The 16,916-nt window shown below is 65.8% G+C and carries 17 protein-coding genes; 14 read left to right on the top strand and 3 right to left on the bottom strand.

From position 1 onward, the window contains the following. Positions 1-5: 5 nt before the first annotated feature. A complete protein-coding gene (locus tag ACLM5J_RS09315; protein ID WP_413656111.1) occupies positions 6-626 on the bottom strand; it encodes a nucleotidyltransferase family protein in 621 nt (206 codons plus the stop codon). Then, positions 619-1,617, bottom strand: coding sequence for a GTP 3',8-cyclase MoaA (gene moaA, locus ACLM5J_RS09310; RefSeq protein WP_413656109.1), 999 nt, complete (start codon positions 1,615-1,617; stop codon positions 619-621). The genes ACLM5J_RS09315 and moaA overlap by 8 nt, the downstream gene beginning before the upstream one ends. A 177-nt stretch (positions 1,618-1,794) precedes the next feature. Between moaA and ACLM5J_RS09305 the strand changes: the two genes are divergently transcribed. After that, a complete protein-coding gene (locus ACLM5J_RS09305; protein WP_413656248.1) occupies positions 1,795-2,826 on the top strand; it encodes an NAD(P)/FAD-dependent oxidoreductase in 1,032 nt (343 codons plus the stop codon). 60 nt (positions 2,827-2,886) lie between these two features. Here the strand turns inward: ACLM5J_RS09305 and ACLM5J_RS09300 are convergent, their stop codons facing one another. Continuing rightward, positions 2,887-3,888: an AraC family transcriptional regulator gene (locus ACLM5J_RS09300; protein WP_413656107.1), complete on the bottom strand. Its 1,002-nt coding sequence runs from the start codon at positions 3,886-3,888 to the stop codon at positions 2,887-2,889. Positions 3,889-4,207: 319 nt separating this feature from the next. On the opposite strand from ACLM5J_RS09300, the gene fdxA reads away from it, so the two are divergent. The 13 genes from fdxA to ACLM5J_RS09235 all read left to right on the top strand — a co-directional run bounded on the left by fdxA (position 4,208) and on the right by ACLM5J_RS09235 (position 16,912). Next, positions 4,208-4,510 (top strand): ferredoxin, encoded by a 303-nt coding sequence (gene fdxA / locus ACLM5J_RS09295; RefSeq protein ID WP_413656106.1) that lies wholly within the window; start codon positions 4,208-4,210, stop codon positions 4,508-4,510. A gap of 64 nt (positions 4,511-4,574) precedes the next feature. Further along, positions 4,575-5,879 carry a cytochrome P450 gene (locus ACLM5J_RS09290; RefSeq protein ID WP_413656104.1) on the top strand — a complete coding sequence of 435 codons (1,305 nt, stop codon included), beginning with the start codon at positions 4,575-4,577 and terminating at the stop codon, positions 5,877-5,879. After that, complete coding sequence (locus ACLM5J_RS09285; RefSeq protein ID WP_413656102.1) at positions 5,876-7,069, top strand: cytochrome P450; 1,194 nt, start codon at positions 5,876-5,878, stop codon at positions 7,067-7,069. Before ACLM5J_RS09290 ends, ACLM5J_RS09285 begins: the two co-directional genes overlap by 4 nt. Before the next feature lie 8 nt (positions 7,070-7,077). Next, on the top strand, positions 7,078-7,398 hold the full coding sequence (locus ACLM5J_RS09280) for a 2Fe-2S iron-sulfur cluster-binding protein (RefSeq protein WP_413656101.1): 321 nt from the start codon (positions 7,078-7,080) through the stop codon (positions 7,396-7,398). Then, complete coding sequence (locus ACLM5J_RS09275; RefSeq protein ID WP_413656100.1) at positions 7,395-8,657, top strand: NAD(P)/FAD-dependent oxidoreductase; 1,263 nt, start codon at positions 7,395-7,397, stop codon at positions 8,655-8,657. Before ACLM5J_RS09280 ends, ACLM5J_RS09275 begins: the two co-directional genes overlap by 4 nt. 77 nt (positions 8,658-8,734) lie before the next feature. Then, the gene (locus ACLM5J_RS09270) at positions 8,735-9,775 is read left to right on the top strand and encodes a hypothetical protein (protein WP_413656099.1); all 1,041 of its coding nucleotides are present in this window, start codon (positions 8,735-8,737) and stop codon (positions 9,773-9,775) included. Between the two features lie 52 nt (positions 9,776-9,827). Beyond that, a complete protein-coding gene (fdhA, locus tag ACLM5J_RS09265) occupies positions 9,828-11,048 on the top strand; it encodes a formaldehyde dehydrogenase, glutathione-independent (protein WP_413656098.1) in 1,221 nt (406 codons plus the stop codon). A 47-nt stretch (positions 11,049-11,095) separates the two neighbouring features. Further along, complete coding sequence (locus ACLM5J_RS09260) at positions 11,096-12,070, top strand: AraC family transcriptional regulator (RefSeq protein ID WP_413656096.1); 975 nt, start codon at positions 11,096-11,098, stop codon at positions 12,068-12,070. Then, a complete protein-coding gene (locus tag ACLM5J_RS09255; protein WP_413656094.1) occupies positions 12,054-13,109 on the top strand; it encodes a maleylacetate reductase in 1,056 nt (351 codons plus the stop codon). Before ACLM5J_RS09260 ends, ACLM5J_RS09255 begins: the two co-directional genes overlap by 17 nt. Continuing rightward, entirely contained in the window at positions 13,106-14,008 is a 903-nt protein-coding gene (locus tag ACLM5J_RS09250) for a dioxygenase (protein WP_413656092.1), read from the top strand. Before ACLM5J_RS09255 ends, ACLM5J_RS09250 begins: the two co-directional genes overlap by 4 nt. Next, on the top strand, positions 14,005-14,910 hold the full coding sequence (locus ACLM5J_RS09245) for an AAA family ATPase (RefSeq protein WP_413656091.1): 906 nt from the start codon (positions 14,005-14,007) through the stop codon (positions 14,908-14,910). The genes ACLM5J_RS09250 and ACLM5J_RS09245 overlap by 4 nt, the downstream gene beginning before the upstream one ends. Then, positions 14,907-16,271 (top strand): VWA domain-containing protein, encoded by a 1,365-nt coding sequence (locus ACLM5J_RS09240; RefSeq protein WP_413656090.1) that lies wholly within the window; start codon positions 14,907-14,909, stop codon positions 16,269-16,271. The genes ACLM5J_RS09245 and ACLM5J_RS09240 overlap by 4 nt, the downstream gene beginning before the upstream one ends. 11 nt (positions 16,272-16,282) lie before the next feature. Beyond that, the gene (locus ACLM5J_RS09235) at positions 16,283-16,912 is read left to right on the top strand and encodes a hypothetical protein (protein WP_413656089.1); all 630 of its coding nucleotides are present in this window, start codon (positions 16,283-16,285) and stop codon (positions 16,910-16,912) included. Positions 16,913-16,916 lie beyond the last annotated feature (4 nt).

Below are 16,916 nucleotides of genomic sequence, written 5' to 3'. Positions count from 1 at the left end.
CGGCCTCAGGCCTCCGGGACCGGCCGGTCCTGATCGACGCCCGAGGCCAGATCGCCGCACTCCACGAGCTGCACCGTGGCGCGACGCAGGTAGTCGCGAGCGCCGCGATCCCCGACGGCAGCCTCGATCACGCCAGCCCAATGCTGGCTCCCCAACAGGACCGGGTGGCCGGGGACCCCGTTGAAGGTGGCGCGCGCCAGACAGTCCGGCCCGAGGTCGGCTGCGGCAACGACCCGCTCGATGACGGCGGCCCGCACGTCCGGCAGGTCGACCAGCATCACCACCGCGACGTCGCTGACCAACGGGTCGAGCGACTCCAGGCCGACGGCGAGCGAACGGCCCATCCCCTCGGCCCAGTCGTCGGTGGTGACCACGGTGACCTCCTCGCCGCTCCGCGCAGCCAGGTCGGCGACCTCCTCGGCGCGGCACCCGGCGACGACGTGGATCGGTACACAGCCGGCCTGGCGGAGCGCGCCGATCGTGCCGTGCAGCCAGGGCTCTGAGCTGATCGGGTCACGGACCAACGCCTTCGGGGTACCCATCCTCCGACCGGCTCCCGCAGCGAGCACGATCCCCGCGACCCGCCCGATCGCACGCGCGTCGGCGTCCACTCCGGGTTCAGCCACCGATCGCGGACATCGGTCGGGTCGGTTGCAGGAAGGTCGGGTCGTCGATGCCGTGGCCGGGCAACTTGGCGGCCATTGCCTTCACCCACAGCTCGGCGAGTTCGACGTCGTCGGCGCCGGCCCGCAACGGGGTGCGCAGGTCGGACTCGTCGCGGGAGAAGAGACAGTTCACGATCTGGCCGTCGGCGGTGAGCCGGACCCGGTCGCAGTCGCCGCAGAAGGGGCGGGTCACCGAGGCGATCACGCCGACCGTCTCCGGTCCGCCGTCGATCAGGAACTCCTCGGCCGGGGCGCTCCCCCGCGCGGTGCCGGTCGGCGTCAGCGTGAACCGGGTGCCGAGGGAGGCCAGGATCTCGTCCGCGGTCACCATCGCCTCCCGCTGCCAGGCGTGCTGGGCGTCAAGCGGCATCTGCTCGATGAACCGCAACCGCAGCCCGCGGTCCAGGCACCAGGTCAACAACTCAGGGGCCTGGTCGGCGTTGATGCCGCGTTGTAGGACGGCGTTGACCTTCACCGGCTCCAGGCCAGCGGCGAGCGCTGCGTCGAGCCCGGCGACGACGTCGTCCCACCGGTCGCGCAGAGTGATCCGCTTGAAGTCCTCACGCCGCGCGGTGTCCAGGCTGACGTTGACCCGGTCCAGGCCCGCCTCGTGAAGCGCGGTGGCGACCCTGGCAAGGCCAAGACCGTTGGTGGTCAAGGAGAGCTCGGGGGCCGGGTCCAGCTGCTTGAGCCGAGCCACGATTCCCGGCAGGCCACGGCGCAACAACGGCTCACCGCCGGTCAACCGGACCTCGGTGATTCCCAGCTGTTCGACGCCGATCCCCACGAGCCGGACCACCTCGTCGTCGGTCAGCGCCTCCTCGTGCGGCAACCAGTCGAGGCCTTCGGCGGGCATGCAGTAGGTACACCGCAGGTTGCAGCGATCCGTCAACGAGACCCGAAGATCGGTCGCGACCCGTCCGTGACTGTCGGCCAACGGTTGGATCCTCATCGCTCCATCCTAGGTGTGGTGCGCGGCACAACGCGCAAGCAGTCCAGCTCCTGTGTTCGCATGTTCACATTTCGCGCTCGATGGCCCGTTGACTGCGTCTGAAGGCTCGCCGCCGCACCTGCGCGCTGCCTAGCGTCGATCGAAGACGAGAGGAACACAGTGAACACATCGATTGACATGGACCATCAGGGCCCTGGGGACGTCGCAGCAGATCTGATCATCATCGGCGCCGGCCCTGTCGGCCTCTTCGGCGCTTACTACGCGGGATGCCGCGGGCTCAGCGTGGCCATCATCGACGCGCTCGATGAGGTCGGCGGGCAGGTCAGCGCGATGTACCCCGAGAAGGAGATCTTCGACATCGCCGGCTTCCCGGCGATCAAAGGACGGGAGCTCATCTCGTCCCTGACCCAACAGGCAGGTCAGTTCCAGCCAACTTATGTCTGCGGCGAGCGCGCGGAGAAACTGGAGCCGGGGACCACGCCGCAGGGTGAACCGACGTTCGACATCTTGTGCGCCAGCGGCCGCAGAGTGACGGGGCGAGCCGTCATCATCACCGCGGGGATTGGGGCATTCACACCACGGTCGCTCGGCGTCGGCGCGGAGTTCGAAGGGCGAGGCCTGACGTACTTCGTTCGGGATCCCTCCTCCTGCTCCGAGCAGGATGTCGTCATCGTCGGAGGGGGCGACAGCGCTCTCGACTGGGCCCTGTTGCTGGAGCCCATCGCCCGCTCGGTGACGCTCGTCCACCGTCGTGATCGGTTCCGCGCGCATGAGTCCACAGTCGCCGCCATCCGAGCATCATCAGTACGCATCGTCACGGGGGCCGAGGTCGTCGACGTCCACGGCGCTGACGCGATGACCAGCCTCACTCTCAGCGGCCCTTCGATCAACGACGCAGATGCCAACCTCCCCTGTGATCGCCTGATCGCCGCACTCGGCTTCGTTGCGAACCTGGGGCCGATCCACGATTGGGGGATCGAACTGGCGGGGCGGCGTCATGTGGTCGTCGACTCAGCGATGCGGACCTCGGTGCCCGGCATCTTCTCCGCTGGCGACATCACCGACTATGACGGCAAGGTCCGGCTGATCGCCGTCGGCTTCGGCGAGGTGGCCACGGCAGTGAACAATGCAGCGGTCTTCATCAACCCCGACGTCGGGCTGTTCCCTGGACATTCGACCGACATGCCGCACCCTGCCGGGCGCCCCTGATTCGAATCGACCGGAGGCGCGGACTGGGGACGAGCCCATCGATCAGCCCAGTACGCGCGCTCAGGCGCCGCCCCGCAAAGTGACCGACGGCGGCTCACCAAACTCCTTGGTGTGCGCCGCAGCAAAACGGCCAAGATGGGCAAAGCCCCAACGATGGGCGATCGTGGCGACCGTGATCCGCGCAGGATCGCTCGCCTGCAAGTCGGCGTGCGCCCGTTTCAGCCGAATCTCCCGCAGGTATTGGAGAGGCGGTATCCCGACGTGCCGGGCGAATGCTTCCTGAATCGTCCGAACGCTCACACAGCAATGTGTTGCCAGATCATTGATGGTGATGGGATCTGCCGCGCGCTCTTCGAGGAAATCGATGGCAACCCGAACCGCACGAGAGGAAGCCGTAGGCACCGGTAGTTCTAGTTGCGGCCGGTGCTTATGGCCTGCTGAGGTGAGTAATGCTCGCGCCAAGGCCTCAACCATCGGCACAGCCACCATCGGGGAGGCCATCGGCGAACCGCCGAGCCGTACCTGACTGTTCAAGAAGAGTGCGAACTCCACCCAACTACGTCCCGGTCCGCTGCGCACATCAAGGATCGGATCGAACTCCAGAACGTCTCCCCCATCGCGACCTATCAGCGTGACGAGCGTCTGTTCGACCACCGACCTCCCGAGCTTGACGCAGAGTTGTCGGCACCCGGCTTCCCAGCGCGAAAGCACCGTCTCGCCCTGGGGACCATAGATAGTCGCGCGGCCGGGGGCGACCACGGATTCACGCCCCGCATGGCTCGAGGTCAGCACACCCGAGAGCGGCACGTTCACGTGATAGCTCGTCTCCAACTCCCCACAGTTGATGCTCACCGCTTGGTCGTAGGTGAGATCCGCCAGGAACAATTCAGGGAGCGAGGCGTACTCAAGGGACATCCCGAAGCTTCGATCAGCACCAAGGACGTCGAGCTGCTGCGGATAGAAGTAGCGACTCCCCAGATTCTCTGCAGTGCCTGGGTCATTGACCACGACCGAGACAGCCTTGACCACGACGTCCGTGGAGAAGGACACCAGCTCAGCCATCGTTGCTCCTCGCTTCGCGCCCGAGGTGGAGGACTACGGGGGAGGCACGTGGCCTCCGTCACATTGGGCGCGGGCCACCATTCTGACCGTCCCTAGGGGCTTGTCAAGAGCAATGCCTGGCGCTCGACGAACTCCGCGTCACGTGGATAGAACGCCGCGTCGAGCGGATCGACTCGGCGGCGAGAAGACCCTGATCGGCGCCTGTCAGCGACCTCTGCGCCAGGCGGATAGAGCACCGCGCTTGATGGATCGGCAGGAGTCGATCGCCTCCCTAGTGTCGTGATCCACGTCATAGGAAAACGATTGGAAGGGGACACCGATGACCTTCGTCATTGGAGCGCCGTGCATCGACGTGATGGACCGATCCTGCGTTGAGGAATGCCCAGTGGACGCCATCTACGAAGGCGCCCGAATGATGTACATCCATCCACGCGAATGCATCGACTGCGGCGCCTGCGACCCCGTCTGCCCCACCGAAGCGATCGTTCCGGACCGTCGAATGCCTGACGCCTTTATCGAATTCCGCGATGCCGCTCAGGCTCTGTTCGACAACGAGGAGTACTCCGGCGGCGGCAGTGCCTTGGGCCTTGTCCCGGACCCGCCCATGGTGAGCGCCCGCTGATCTGCGGCTACCCGCTCATCCCTTTATCCCAGTCGTCCCAGTTCGATCGCGTCAAGGAGACAACATGAACTCGCAAGCACCCACATCGACCGACGCTGAGCAGTGCCCCTACTCGAAGGTGGCCACGGAGTTCAACCCCTTCGTCGACCCCTACCTGGGCCAGCCGTATGAATTCCTTGCCAAGGCCCGCTCCGAAGAACCGGTCTTCTACAGCCCCGAGATCGAGTACTACGTCGTGACCAAGTTCGATGACATTCGCACGGTATTCCGGAACACCCGGGCGTTCTCGGCAGAGATCGCTCTCGAGCCGCTGACCCCCTTGTGGCAATCCTCCATCGAGAAGGTGATCGAGGCGGGCTACATCCCCGGACCGGTGCTGGTGAACGAGGACGAGCCGATTCACATGCAGCGACGCAAGCGGATCGGTGCCCGATTCGACGGGCACCGGGTCGCCGAACTCGAGCCCCGGATCCGGAAGATCGTCACCGACTATCTCGACCGGTTCGTCCAGCGCGGGCACGCCGACTTGGTCGATGACTACGTGTGGGAGATCCCGGCACTGGTGATCTTCATGTTCATGGGCGTTCCTGACGAGGAGGCTTCGCTGGTCAAGCAGTTCGCTGCTCGCCGCACCCTCTTCACGTGGGGCCGCCCCACCGAAGCCGAGCAGAATCAGCTCGTCGAGGAGGTGGGCACCTACTGGAAGTACTGCGTGCAACACGTGACCCGCCTCAAGCAGAACCCTGGCGATGACTTCATGAGCGACGTGATCCGAGCAGCCGAGGAAGATCCCGAACTATTCGACGACGTCTACCTGTACAACACGATGCTCAACTTCTTGTTCGCCGGTCACGAGACGACGACCAACGCTTCCGGGAACGCCTTCCGCACGCTCCTGGAGGACCGCACTGCCTGGGGCCAACTGTGTGCCGATCCGTCACTGATCCCGAACGCGGTCGAGGAGATCCTCCGTCATCAATCGTCCGTCATCGCCTGGCGCCGACGCGCGAAGGAGGAGACCACGATTGGCGACGTGACCGTGCCGGCGGGCGGCAATGTGCTGTTGGTGCTCGGCTCTGGGAATCATGACGAGGCGGTGTTCGACGATGCGGACACCTTCGATATCCACCGCGACAACGCCTACAAGCACCTCTCCTTCGGGTTCGGGACCCACATGTGCATGGGCGCATCCCTCGCTCGACTCGAGATGCGCATCATTCTCGAGGAGCTGACCCGGCGACTCCCCCACGCTCGCCTCGTCCCAGACCAGCGGTTCGAATACTCCCCGAACACGTCGTTCCGCGGTCCGGAGCATGTCCTGATCGAGTGGGACCCGACCGAGAACCCGCAGCCGCAGGACCGGCCATGAGCATCACAGCGCCCGAGGTCATCGTCGGTCCGCGCAGCGATTATGACGCCTACTCCGATGCCGCGCTGACTGATCCGTGGCCCGGCTATCGGATGATGCGCGATGCTGGACCCGTCGTGTTCCTGACGAAGTACAACATGTACGCCGCGACGCGCTACGCCACTGTTGCGCACATCCTGCGAACGCCGGAAGTCTTCCCGTCCGGCGAGGGCGTGATGATGAACGACCAGATGAACCAGGTCCTTCGCGGCAACACGTTGTGCAGTGACGGTCCCGCTCACGACGTCTCACGCAGCATCATCGTCAAGCCACTGACGCCTAAAGCGCTGAAGCCGCTTCAGGATCAGATCCAACGCGAGGCCGATGCGCTGGTCAGTCGGTTGGTGCAGCGCAGGCGTATCGATGCGATCGACGAACTCGCCGCGCATCTGCCCGTCACCGTCGTCTCCGAGTTGGTTGGGCTTCCGGAAGAGGGACGTGAGCAGATGCTCACCTGGGCTTCAGAGATGTTCAACTGCTTCGGGCCGATGGGACCTCGCGCCGAACGATCATTCCCGGTCCTTGCCGAAATGATGGAGTACGCCACGAACCAGGCGGTCCGTGGAAAGCTCCGTCCCGGCAGTTGGGCCGAGGCGATCCTCGATGCCGCGGATCGCGGCGAGGTGTCGCCGGAGCAGTGCCCGGTCATGATGATCGATTACATGGGGCCCAGCCTCGACACAACCATCTCCGCGATTGGCAGTGCGGTCTGGTTGTTTGCCGAGAATCCGAGCCAGTGGGATCAGATCCGCCAGGAACCGTCGCTGATCCCCTCCGCCGTCAACGAGATTCTTCGACTCGAGTCGCCGATCCAGGACTTCTCACGATCGGTCGCCGAGGACCATGAGATTGATGGGGTCGTCCTTCCCGCCGGTTCCCGGGTGATCACTTACTACGGCGCTGCCAACCGGGACGAGCGGCATTACCCAGAGCCGGACCGATTCGACGTCCGACGCAATCCCACCGACCACCTCGGCTTCGGCGCTGGTCCCCACGCATGCGCAGGAATGAACCTCGCCAAATTGGAGATGCGCGCTGTTCTGACCGCCCTCGCTACCCGGGTACGGCGATTTGAACTCCACGAGGCGCGCCGCCCTGTCCACAACATCCTGCGCGGGTTCACCAGCCTCGACGTAACCCTGCATGTCTAGGAGGATCCATGTCCAAGGTCACGTATCTCTCCGGTGACGACAGCACCATCGTCGACGTCGACGCCGGCACCAGTCTGATGGCGGCAGCAGTTGCCAACAGCATCGAGGGGATCTTCGGCGAGTGCGGCGGCAACGCCATGTGCGCCACGTGTCATGTCTTCGTCGAAGAAGGTCCACACTCCGCGCTGCCACCGACCTCTGAGGCGGAGGACGAGATGTTGGACTGCACAGCCGCCCCACGGCGGACCAACAGCCGTCTTTCCTGCCAGATTCCGATGGTCCCGGAGTTGGACGGATTGGTTCTCCGCATTGCCGAGGAACAACTGTGACCGGACGATGTCCCAGCGGGGCAGATCGGGTGGTCATCGTCGGGGCTGGGCACGCGGGCGTCCAACTCGCCCACTCCCTGCGAGAGAACCAGCATCACGGACCCGTCGTTCTGCTTGGGGACGAGTCCGAGTTGCCCTACCACCGGCCGCCGTTGTCGAAGTCGATGCTCGATACCTCCGCCCCGGCGGAGCCGACGCTACTTCGCGCCGAGGCCTCCTATGCCGCTCGCGACATCACCGTCCTCCGACAGGCCCGGGCGGCGCGCGTCGATCGAGGACGGAGGTTGGTCGAACTGGACGAGGGCGACCCCGTGCCGTACGACCACCTCGTGCTCGCAACCGGTTCTCGAGCGCGCAACCTCTCCGTGCCCGGCGCGGAACTCCCAGGGGTGGTTCAGGTACGCACGCTGAGCGATGCGATGGCTCTCCGCTCGCTGCTGTCGCGAGGTTCGCAGCGCGTGGTGGTCGTCGGTGGCGGTTACATCGGCCTCGAGATTGCAGCAGCAGTCTCGAGCACCGGTCATCAGGTGGTGATCGTGGAGGGGACAGAGCGGTTGCTCGCTCGGTCCGTTGCGGCCGAGGTCTCCCACCACGTTCTGCGGTCGCACACGGAGCGTGGATGTCGAGTCGAGTTGGGTAGCGCTGTCACAGCTTTCGTCGGGGATACCCACGGGGTTCAGTCTGTCGAGCTCACAACCGGAGAGAGGATCCCTGCCGATCTCGTCGTCGTGGGCGTCGGCGGGGTACCCAACGCCGAGCTCGCTGCGGCGTCCGGGCTCGAGATCTGCCCGATCACCGGCGGCATCGTGGTCGACGAGCGGCTAGGGACCGACGATCCCAGGGTCAGCGCGATCGGTGACTGCGCCACGTTCCCCAGCCAGTTCGCCGGAGGCCCGATCCGGCTCGAATCGGTCCAGAACGCTGTCGATCAGGCCCGTCACGTCGCAGCACGGCTCACGGATGGCCCAGATACGGCATACAACAACGTGCCGTGGTTCTGGACGGACCAGGGCGCCTTGAAGATCCAGAGCACCGGCATCTCACTCCGGGAAGAGACCCGGGTCGTCGTGGGCTCTCCGCCCACAGGCAGGTTCTCCGTACTGCGCTTCGAAGGCGACCGACTGGTCGCTGTCGACTCTGTCAACAGACCGGCGGATCATCTGGCCGCTCGTCGGGTCCTGGCTGGTCCGCGCCGGCCCAGCCCCGAATCTGCCCGCGCACCGGGATTCGACCTGAAGCGCTTTCTCTCCTCGGTCTGATCGGTTCGGCCAGTGCCGCCGTCCCGACACCGTGCTACCGCTCCGATCACTAACTCGTCATTGAAGGGAACTTTCCTTTGCACACCACAACACCCGCGGTTCTGGTCGTCAACGACTGGGCGCAGCAGGGCAAGGTCGAAGGAGCCGCCCGCGGCTTCGCCCATCACGGTCTAGCGATCACCTCAACAGATGAGGTACTTGCTTTCCATGCCGGGCAACTCGTCACCTTCGCCCCGTCCGGTGACCTCCTCCGGGTATCACGGCCCGGCCTCACCGAGGGTCACGGCATCACGGTTGTCTCCGAAGACGGAGACGACATGGTGTGGGTCGCCGATCCTGGCTTCGCGATCGACTGCGGTACGGGAACGGGAGACGGCAAGCTCCCCCCAACGTTCGGCACCGGCCTCGATCTGGAGGTTCGTCCCGGACGGGTCGTCAAACTCTCTCTCGACGGCGAGATCACCCTGGAACTCCCGACGCCACCGTCGCCCGATGACTCGCCCGGCCCGTTCGCGCCCTACGCCCCCACGAGTGTCGCCGTCGATGAAGTAGGGCTCGGCGGGACCGGCGACATCTGGGTCGCCGATGGCTACGGCAGCAACGCCGTCCACCGCTACAGCTCTTCCGGCGCTCATCTGCAGAGCTTGACTGGCACCGAAGGGGCCGGCCGCTTCGACTGCCCCCACGCCGTCTTCATCCACCGGGTGGAGGGGCGCGACCCCGAGGTGTACGTCGCCGATCGGGGCAACGCCCGAGTGGCGGTCTACGGCCTCGACGGCACATTTCGGCGGGCCATCGGAGATGGATTCCTCACCTCCCCCAGCGGCTTCGCGCGATGGGGGGACCTGCTGGTCGTGGTCGAGCTCTTCGCCCGCCTGACTCTCCTGGACCTGAACGACCACCTTGTAGGTCGCCTAGGAGAGGACCCGGAGGCCACCGACCGCGTCGGCTGGCCGAATGCCCACAACGGCATTGGCGCGGCACGCGTTCCCGACGCTCTGCGGCCGGGCGTCCTGAACTCGCCGCACGCCGCGGCAGTCAACTCACGCGGCGAACTCTTCGTAGCCGAGTGGGTCATCGGTGGTCGCTACACCAAGTTCGTTCGCCACCAGGACTGACCACCTCCCCACACAGGACCTATCCACATCCCTACCCCGTGAGAGGCATGCCATGACCAGCAACCGCGCAGTGTCCTATCAGGCCCCCGGCGTCGTGCACGTCGTCGACACCGACTACCCCACCTTCAAGTTGAAGGACGGCCCAGGCGTCAACCCTGCGAACGTAGGACGCAAGGTTCCGCACGGCGTGATCCTCAAGACGGTGACTACCAACATCTGCGGGTCGGACCAGCACATGGTGCGCGGCAGAACCACCGCGCCAGCAGGGTTGGTGCTCGGCCACGAGATCACCGGCGAGGTGGTGGAGGTGGGCCCCGACGTCGAATTCGTCAAGGTCGGCGACATCGTGTCGGTCCCCTTCAACATCGCCTGCGGTCGTTGCCGGAACTGCAAGACCGGCAAGACCGGCATCTGCCTCAACGTCAATCCCGACCGGCCCGGTAGCGCCTATGGCTATGTGGACATGGGCGGTTGGGTCGGCGGCCAGGCCGAATACGTCCTAGTGCCGTACGCAGACTGGAATCTCCTCGTCTTCCCCGACCGCGATCAGGCTCTGGCAAAGATCCTCGATCTGACGATGCTCTCTGACATCTTCCCGACTGGCTTCCACGGCGCAATCACAGCCGGCGTCGGCGTCGGCTCCACGGTCTACGTCGCCGGCGCCGGCCCCGTCGGGCTGGCCGCCGCCGCCTCTGCACAACTGCTGGGTGCCGCCGTGGTCGTGGTCGGGGATCTCAATGCCGATCGGCTAGCCCAGGCGCGGAGTTTCGGGTGCGAGACGATCAATGTCGCGCACGGTGCTGTGGCGGATCAGCTGGACCAACTGTTGGGGGTGCCCGAAGTCGACTCCGCGATCGATGCAGTGGGTTTCGAGGCACGTCGCGAGGGTCACGGCGCGGGTGCGACCGAGGCACCAGCAGCAGTGCTGAACTCCCTTATGGGAGTCACTGCCGCCGGTGGATCGATCGGCATTCCCGGGCTCTACGTCACCGGCGATCCGGGAGCAGTGGACGACGCCGCCAGGGTCGGCACGCTCTCGCTGGGACTCGGTACCGGGTGGGCGAAGTCCCTCTCCTTCACGACCGGGCAGTGCCCCGTGATGACCTACAACCGTCAACTGATGATGGCGATCCTGCACGAGAAGGTACAGATCGCCCAGGCTGTCAACGCCACTGTCATCGGCCTCGAGGACGCTCCCGCCGGCTATGCCGACTTCGACGCCGGTGCGGCAACGAAGTACGTGATCGATCCCCACGGCTATACCCGGGCCTGACCCACGAAGCGGTGTCGGACGATGGAGAGAGACGGAGGAATGATCTCGTGCTGATTCCTCGAAGGCAGACCTTCACCACTACCGAGATCGACGACGCAGAGTCCGTCGACGCATGGGAGCGGCACAACTCGACGGCACTCATCGAGTTGGCCTGCACGGTTCCCGACGGGCGTCCGTTCCGTGCCCGCGAGCTCAACGTGGAGCTCGACCAACTGCGGCTCGCTCGCGTCAACGGGACAGCACACACCGTCGCTCGCGACGAGAAGATGATCGCGGAACGTCCAGGAGCTGCGATCGCCGCGTACGCGGCGCTGCGCGGCGAGGCCCTCTTGGAGTGCAACGGGAAGCGCCAGATCATTCGCCCAGGGCACGTGGTCATCTGCGACGTCGACCGGCCGTTCCTCCGCGGCTTCGGGCACGGACTGTTGGAGTTGGCGGTGAAAGTGCCGCGTAGCAGTTTCGCCGCCGTGTCCGGAGTCGAGGACCTTGCCGATCCCGTGATCGTCGACTCCGAGCAGGATCCCTTTGCCCGGGCTCTCATTCGGTTGGTGGGCCGCGCCGTCAACGCATCGGTCCCCCTCCCGGTCGACGAGGATGCCGCGTTGGGTCTGGTCGCCATGCTGGCCACGGAGGGGAGAACCGCGGCGCGCACAGCGCATCTCGCCACAGCACGCCTGTACATCGACGATCACCTCACCGACCCGAACCTGTCAGCAGGCGAGGTGGCCCGCGGTGCCGGGCTCTCCGAGCGGCAGTTGTCCCGGCTCTTCTCGCAAGCCAACACCAGCGTGCCTCGGCAGATCCTGGCGCGCCGACTGGATCTTGCCTACGCGTTCTTGTCCCAGGGAATCGGCGAGCGAACCGTGGATACGGCAGCACGTTGCGGGTTCATCTCGCAGGCCTACTTCGCCGAATCGTTCCGGAAGCGGTTCGGCGTCACTGCCAGCCAAGTACTACATCAGAGCCGAACCCCCGTCAGAGCCGGAAGAGACCCAGGAGGTCGACATGCAGTTCACACATGAGTCCCTGCCGCAAAGGGTGCTGTTCGGATCGACACGGGCAGCTACCGCACTCGCCGCCGAGCTTGAGCTCCTCGATGCCCGTCGGGTGATGGTGATCGCGGCCCCGGAAGAGGCGGTGATCGCCGACCGGATCACCTCCACCCTCCCGGTCGCGCTGCGCTACGACGAGGTGGCGATGCATGTACCTGCTGACGTCGCCGAGCGAGCGCGAACGGCTGCCGAAGAAGCCGCAGCGGACGCCATCGTCTGTGTCGGCGGCGGCTCCACTACCGGACTTGCGAAAGCGGTCGCACTCACCACGGGTCTGCCGATCGTCGCCGTCCCTACGACGTACGCAGGAAGCGAAGCGACCGCTGTTTGGGGAATGACCCACGGCAATCAGAAGAAGACCGGCATCGATCCGATCGTGTTGCCGCGCTCGGTGGTCTACGACGCCTCCCTGATGCTGACCCTGCCAGTAGAGATGTCGATGGCAAGCGGGCTCAATGCCCTCGCGCATTGCATCGATTCGCTCTGGGCCCCTCAGGTCGACCCGATCAACTCCGCGCTCGCCGTCGAGGGAGTCCGTGCCCTGAACTCCGGATTGCCGCAGATCGCCACTGACCCGACCAGTCTCGTCGGCCGCGAGCAGACCCTCTATGGCGCCTACCTCGCTGCGGTGGCGTTCGGTTCCGCCGGGTCCGGCCTGCATCACAAGATCTGTCATGTGCTCGGCGGGAAGTACAACCTCCCCCATGCCCAAACCCACGCGGTCGTGCTTCCTCATGTACTAGCGCTGAACGCCCCCGTGGCCGCCGACTCCGAGCGGCGGCTCGCGCTCGCGTTCGATGCACCCACCGCGCTGGCCGGACTCCAGTGCCTCAGAGCTCGGATCGATGCGCCCCGGGCGCTGCGCGACTACGGCTTGGAGGAGAGTCAACTCCCAGCAGCAGTGGACGCGATCCTTCCCGTCGTCCCACCGTCGAACCCCACACCCGTCACCCGCGACGGGCTGAACGCCCTGCTGTATGCCGCCTGGGAAGGAAGCGAACCGCAATGACTGACCTCCGCATGAGCCACGACGAGCAGCAAGCCCGAGAGCTTGACCTGACTCAACGCGTGCTCCGCTCTTTCGACACATGCGCCGACCCGCGGTTGAGGGAGTTGATGCGCGCCGTCGTTAGCCATCTGCACGGGTTGATCCGCGACGTCAGGCTGACCGAGGAGGAGTGGGCAGCAGGGATCCGCTTTCTCACCGAAGTCGGTCGGGTCAGCGACGATCGGCGGCAGGAGTTCATCCTGCTCTCCGACGTTCTCGGGGCATCGATGCAGACCATCGGTGTCAACAATCGGGCGGTGGGCGACGCCACGGAGGCAACCGTATTCGGCCCGTTCTTCCTCGAAGGCTCACCGCACGTCGGGCAAGGCGGCAGCATCGCCTCCGGCGCTCAAGGCGAACCCTGCTTGGTCGAGGGCCGTGTCACGAACACAGCCGGAGAGCCCGTGCCGAACGCCCGGATCGAAGTGTGGGAGGCCGACGACGACGGGCTCTACGACCTGCAGTACAACGACGGTCGGGTCGCCGCACGAGGGCATCTCTTCACCGACCATGACGGCAACTACCGGCTCTGGGCCATCACCCCGACCCCGTATCCGATTCCCCATGACGGCCCCGTCGGTGCGATGCTCGCAGCAACTGGTCGTTCGCCGATGCGTGCTGCGCACTTGCATTTCATGGTCACGGCGGATGAGTGTCGAACGCTGGTCACCCATATCTTCGTGCAGGGCGACGCACTCCTGGAGGCCGACACGGTTTTCGGTGTGAAGGAGTCGCTGGTCCGAGAGTTCGAGCGGCAGCCGGCCAGCACCCCGATACCTGACGGATCAACTGTCGACGTGCCGTGGACAAAGGTCCGTTTCGACATTGTCCTCGGCCCATCGGAGGTCCGAGGTTCATGACGCTCTTCACCTCGCTCGACGACGTCCGCGCGACATTGGCCCGGACCGGGTACCTCGTCGATGATGAACTTGCCATGGTCGTGTTCCTCGCCGACGCGATGGGCAAACCGCTGCTGCTCGAAGGCGCGGCCGGAACCGGCAAGACCGAACTTGCGAAAGCGGTAGCCGCCGGTACCGGCGCGAATCTCGTCCGGCTCCAATGCTACGAGGGGCTCGACGAGGCTCGGGCTCTGTACGAGTGGAACTATCGCAAGCAACTCTTGCGGATCCAGGCCACCCCGGGGCGTTCCGAGGGCGACGCCGAGACCGACTCCTGGGACGCCGTGCAGGAAGACATCTTCAGCGAGGAGTTCCTGCTGGAACGTCCGCTGCTCGCCGCCCTGCGGTGCCCCGATCCCGTGGTCCTCCTCATCGACGAAACCGACAAGGCCGACGTTGAAGTCGAAGGGCTGTTGTTGGAGTTGCTCAGCGACTTCCAAATCACCATCCCCGAGCTGGGCACGGTCACTGCGGTCAGACGGCCGTTCGTGGTCCTCACGTCGAACGCGACCAGGGAGCTGTCGGAGGCGTTGAAGCGCCGCTGCCTGCACGCGCATGTCCACTACCCCAGTGCCGACCGGGAGCGGGCGATCGTGCGCCGTCGGGTGCCAGAGGCGACCGACCTCCTGGCCGGCCAGGTGGTCAAGGCCGTCCGCGCGATGCGCGCGCTCGACCTACGGAAAGCGCCCAGCGTTGCCGAAACCATCGACTGGGCCAGCGCGCTGGGCAAGCTGGGCAGCTCCGAACTCAGCGCCTCTGTTGCTGATCAAACCCTCGGCGTCGTCCTGAAGAACGACGCCGATAGGACGAAGGTTCGCGAGCAGTTGCGCTTCGCCGCGACGACCCCGTCCGGTCAGTCGTGAACTCGACCAGCCGCCGTGAGGATGACACCACCCCGACGACGCTCCTCATCCTGGCCCTCGTCGCCCGGCTGCGAGGCGGCAGCGTGCCGGTCTCGACCAGCGAGGTCCTCGATGCGGTGGTCTCGTTGACCCATGTGGACACTGCCTCTCGGTCTGCAGTTCGGACGGCGCTTCGCTCGACGCTGGTCAAGGACGCTTCGCATCACGTGCTGTTCGGTCGCGCCTTCGAGGCGGTCTTCGTCAGGGGCCGTCCCAGCCCCGGCTCTGCTCCCTGCGGCACCCGCTCAGAGCCCGTATCTGACGCCGATGACTCCGCTGTACTCGACTCGGTGGCGAAAGCTCTGCGCAACGGCGAGGAGGCCGAGATCGACCACGCCCTCGATAGGGCGATCGATCGGTTCGCCCACAACACCGACGACGGCCGCTCCGCCGGTCATCACGCCCAGCGGCTGTTGCGCCGAATGGATGTGGCCGACCTCTATCGCCGGTATCTGGAAGCGGACGCCGAAGGGACCGCAGCTGACGCCGTCGAGGCACGAACCGCACTCGCACAGCTGAGCCGCCGGCTCACTGATCTGCTCTCGGGGCGAGTTCGAGATGGCGAAGGTGCGATCACCCAACAGCTCGAGGATCTGGAGGATCGCCCGTTGCTACGGGCCGGTGCTGACGAGCTCGCGGCGATGCGGCGGACCATCCGGCCGATCGCCCTCCAGTTGGCGACCCGCCTCGGGGCGCAACGCCGTCGCGGAGGATCGGGGCTCGACATGCGGCGGACCATCCGAGCGTCGATGGGCGCCGGCGGAGTGCCCGTTCAGCCCGTGCTTCGGAGGCGGCGGCCGAGTCGGCCGGACTTGGTCGTGCTGTGCGACGTGTCCGGTTCAACGGCGACGTTCGCTCCGTTCACCCTGACTCTGCTGCACGCGATTCAGGCGGAGTTCCGCCACGTGCGTTCCTTCGTCTTCATCGATGGCGTCGTAGAGGTCACCGAGTTGCTTGCCACCGGCTCTGGCCTGGTCGATCCACACCATCTCCTGTCCCAGCGGGGTTTGGTGGCCAAGGACGGCCGCAGCGACTACGCCCGTGCGCTGGCCAACTTCCTGCTGAGCTGGGGTTCAGCAGTGACGGCGAAAACGACCGTGATCATCGCCGGGGACGCACGTTCCCATCACCACGAGCCCGCGACCGCCATGGTCGCGGAGATCGAGCATCGCGCCCGACGCCTCTACTGGCTCAATCCCGAACCCAGGATCGAGTGGGACACCGCGGACTCCCGTGCGTCGGAGTATGCCGCCTGCTGCACCGATGCGTTCGAGGTCTCGACGATTCGCCAATTGACGGACGCCGTCACTCAGATCGCCTGACCGGAGGACCGATGAAGCGACAGCTGCTGACCCTGGCCATCACCCTGCCGACGACAGTACCGGCAGCGACGGCGTTGACCATCGTCACGATGGCAGGTCGGTTGGGCCTCTCCGCCGTCCATCTTGCAGGGAGCGGCGACCAACAGACCCGGGCACGGTTGGCGGCAGCTGCCCGGCCGGCGCAGATTCTCCCCGCACTCTCTGCGGAAACCCCGAACGTGGTGCGTATCAACGACCCCACGGTGGTCGCGCAGGTGCGAAGCCAACTGGAAGCCGAGGGACTACCTGGTCCCTTGTTGGTGGCCATCCCGGCGTCCATAGGACGGACGATGAGCGAGGCGAGCGCCAGAGCAGACCTCGACCCCCGCTTCGAGCTCGGCCATCCGCGCGATCTCGGTCTCTTCGGGACCTTCGAACAGGCGCAGGGGCAAGTCCTCGCCCTCGCCCGAGCTGGCGCTGATGGGCTTGTCCTCGATCTCCCGCTCTCCCGTGACGTCGCCGACGTTCTCGCCCAGGTGAAGGCACTCGTCGTGGGGGCGACGCCTTTGCTCGTGGACCGTCCCTTGCAGAGGGCGGTGGCACCGCCACGAACCGTTTTCTACGGCACCCCGAACTCCTCAAATCCGCCATCTCCGCGCTGACTCC

Source organism: Nocardioides sp. Bht2 (assembly GCF_047308515.1).
Lineage (GTDB): Bacteria > Actinomycetota > Actinomycetes > Propionibacteriales > Nocardioidaceae > Nocardioides.
Note: the sequence above shows the minus strand (reverse complement) of the source record. Positions and strands in the feature narration are given on the sequence as shown.

Bases quoted from the DNA above. Each gene is read 5' to 3' on its own strand.
- moaA (WP_413656109.1), bottom strand. From the start codon at position 1,617: ATGAGGATCCAACCGTTGGCCGACAGTCACGGACGGGTCGCGACCGAT.
- ACLM5J_RS09305 (WP_413656248.1), top strand. From the start codon at position 1,795: ATGGACCATCAGGGCCCTGGGGACGTCGCAGCAGATCTGATCATCATC.
- ACLM5J_RS09300 (WP_413656107.1), bottom strand. From the start codon at position 3,888: ATGGCTGAGCTGGTGTCCTTCTCCACGGACGTCGTGGTCAAGGCTGTC.
- fdxA (WP_413656106.1), top strand. From the start codon at position 4,208: ATGACCTTCGTCATTGGAGCGCCGTGCATCGACGTGATGGACCGATCC.
- ACLM5J_RS09290 (WP_413656104.1), top strand. From the start codon at position 4,575: ATGAACTCGCAAGCACCCACATCGACCGACGCTGAGCAGTGCCCCTAC.
- ACLM5J_RS09285 (WP_413656102.1), top strand. From the start codon at position 5,876: ATGAGCATCACAGCGCCCGAGGTCATCGTCGGTCCGCGCAGCGATTAT.
- ACLM5J_RS09280 (WP_413656101.1), top strand. From the start codon at position 7,078: ATGTCCAAGGTCACGTATCTCTCCGGTGACGACAGCACCATCGTCGAC.
- fdhA (WP_413656098.1), top strand. From the start codon at position 9,828: ATGACCAGCAACCGCGCAGTGTCCTATCAGGCCCCCGGCGTCGTGCAC.
- ACLM5J_RS09255 (WP_413656094.1), top strand. From the start codon at position 12,054: ATGCAGTTCACACATGAGTCCCTGCCGCAAAGGGTGCTGTTCGGATCG.
- ACLM5J_RS09250 (WP_413656092.1), top strand. From the start codon at position 13,106: ATGACTGACCTCCGCATGAGCCACGACGAGCAGCAAGCCCGAGAGCTT.
- ACLM5J_RS09245 (WP_413656091.1), top strand. From the start codon at position 14,005: ATGACGCTCTTCACCTCGCTCGACGACGTCCGCGCGACATTGGCCCGG.
- ACLM5J_RS09235 (WP_413656089.1), top strand. From the start codon at position 16,283: ATGAAGCGACAGCTGCTGACCCTGGCCATCACCCTGCCGACGACAGTA.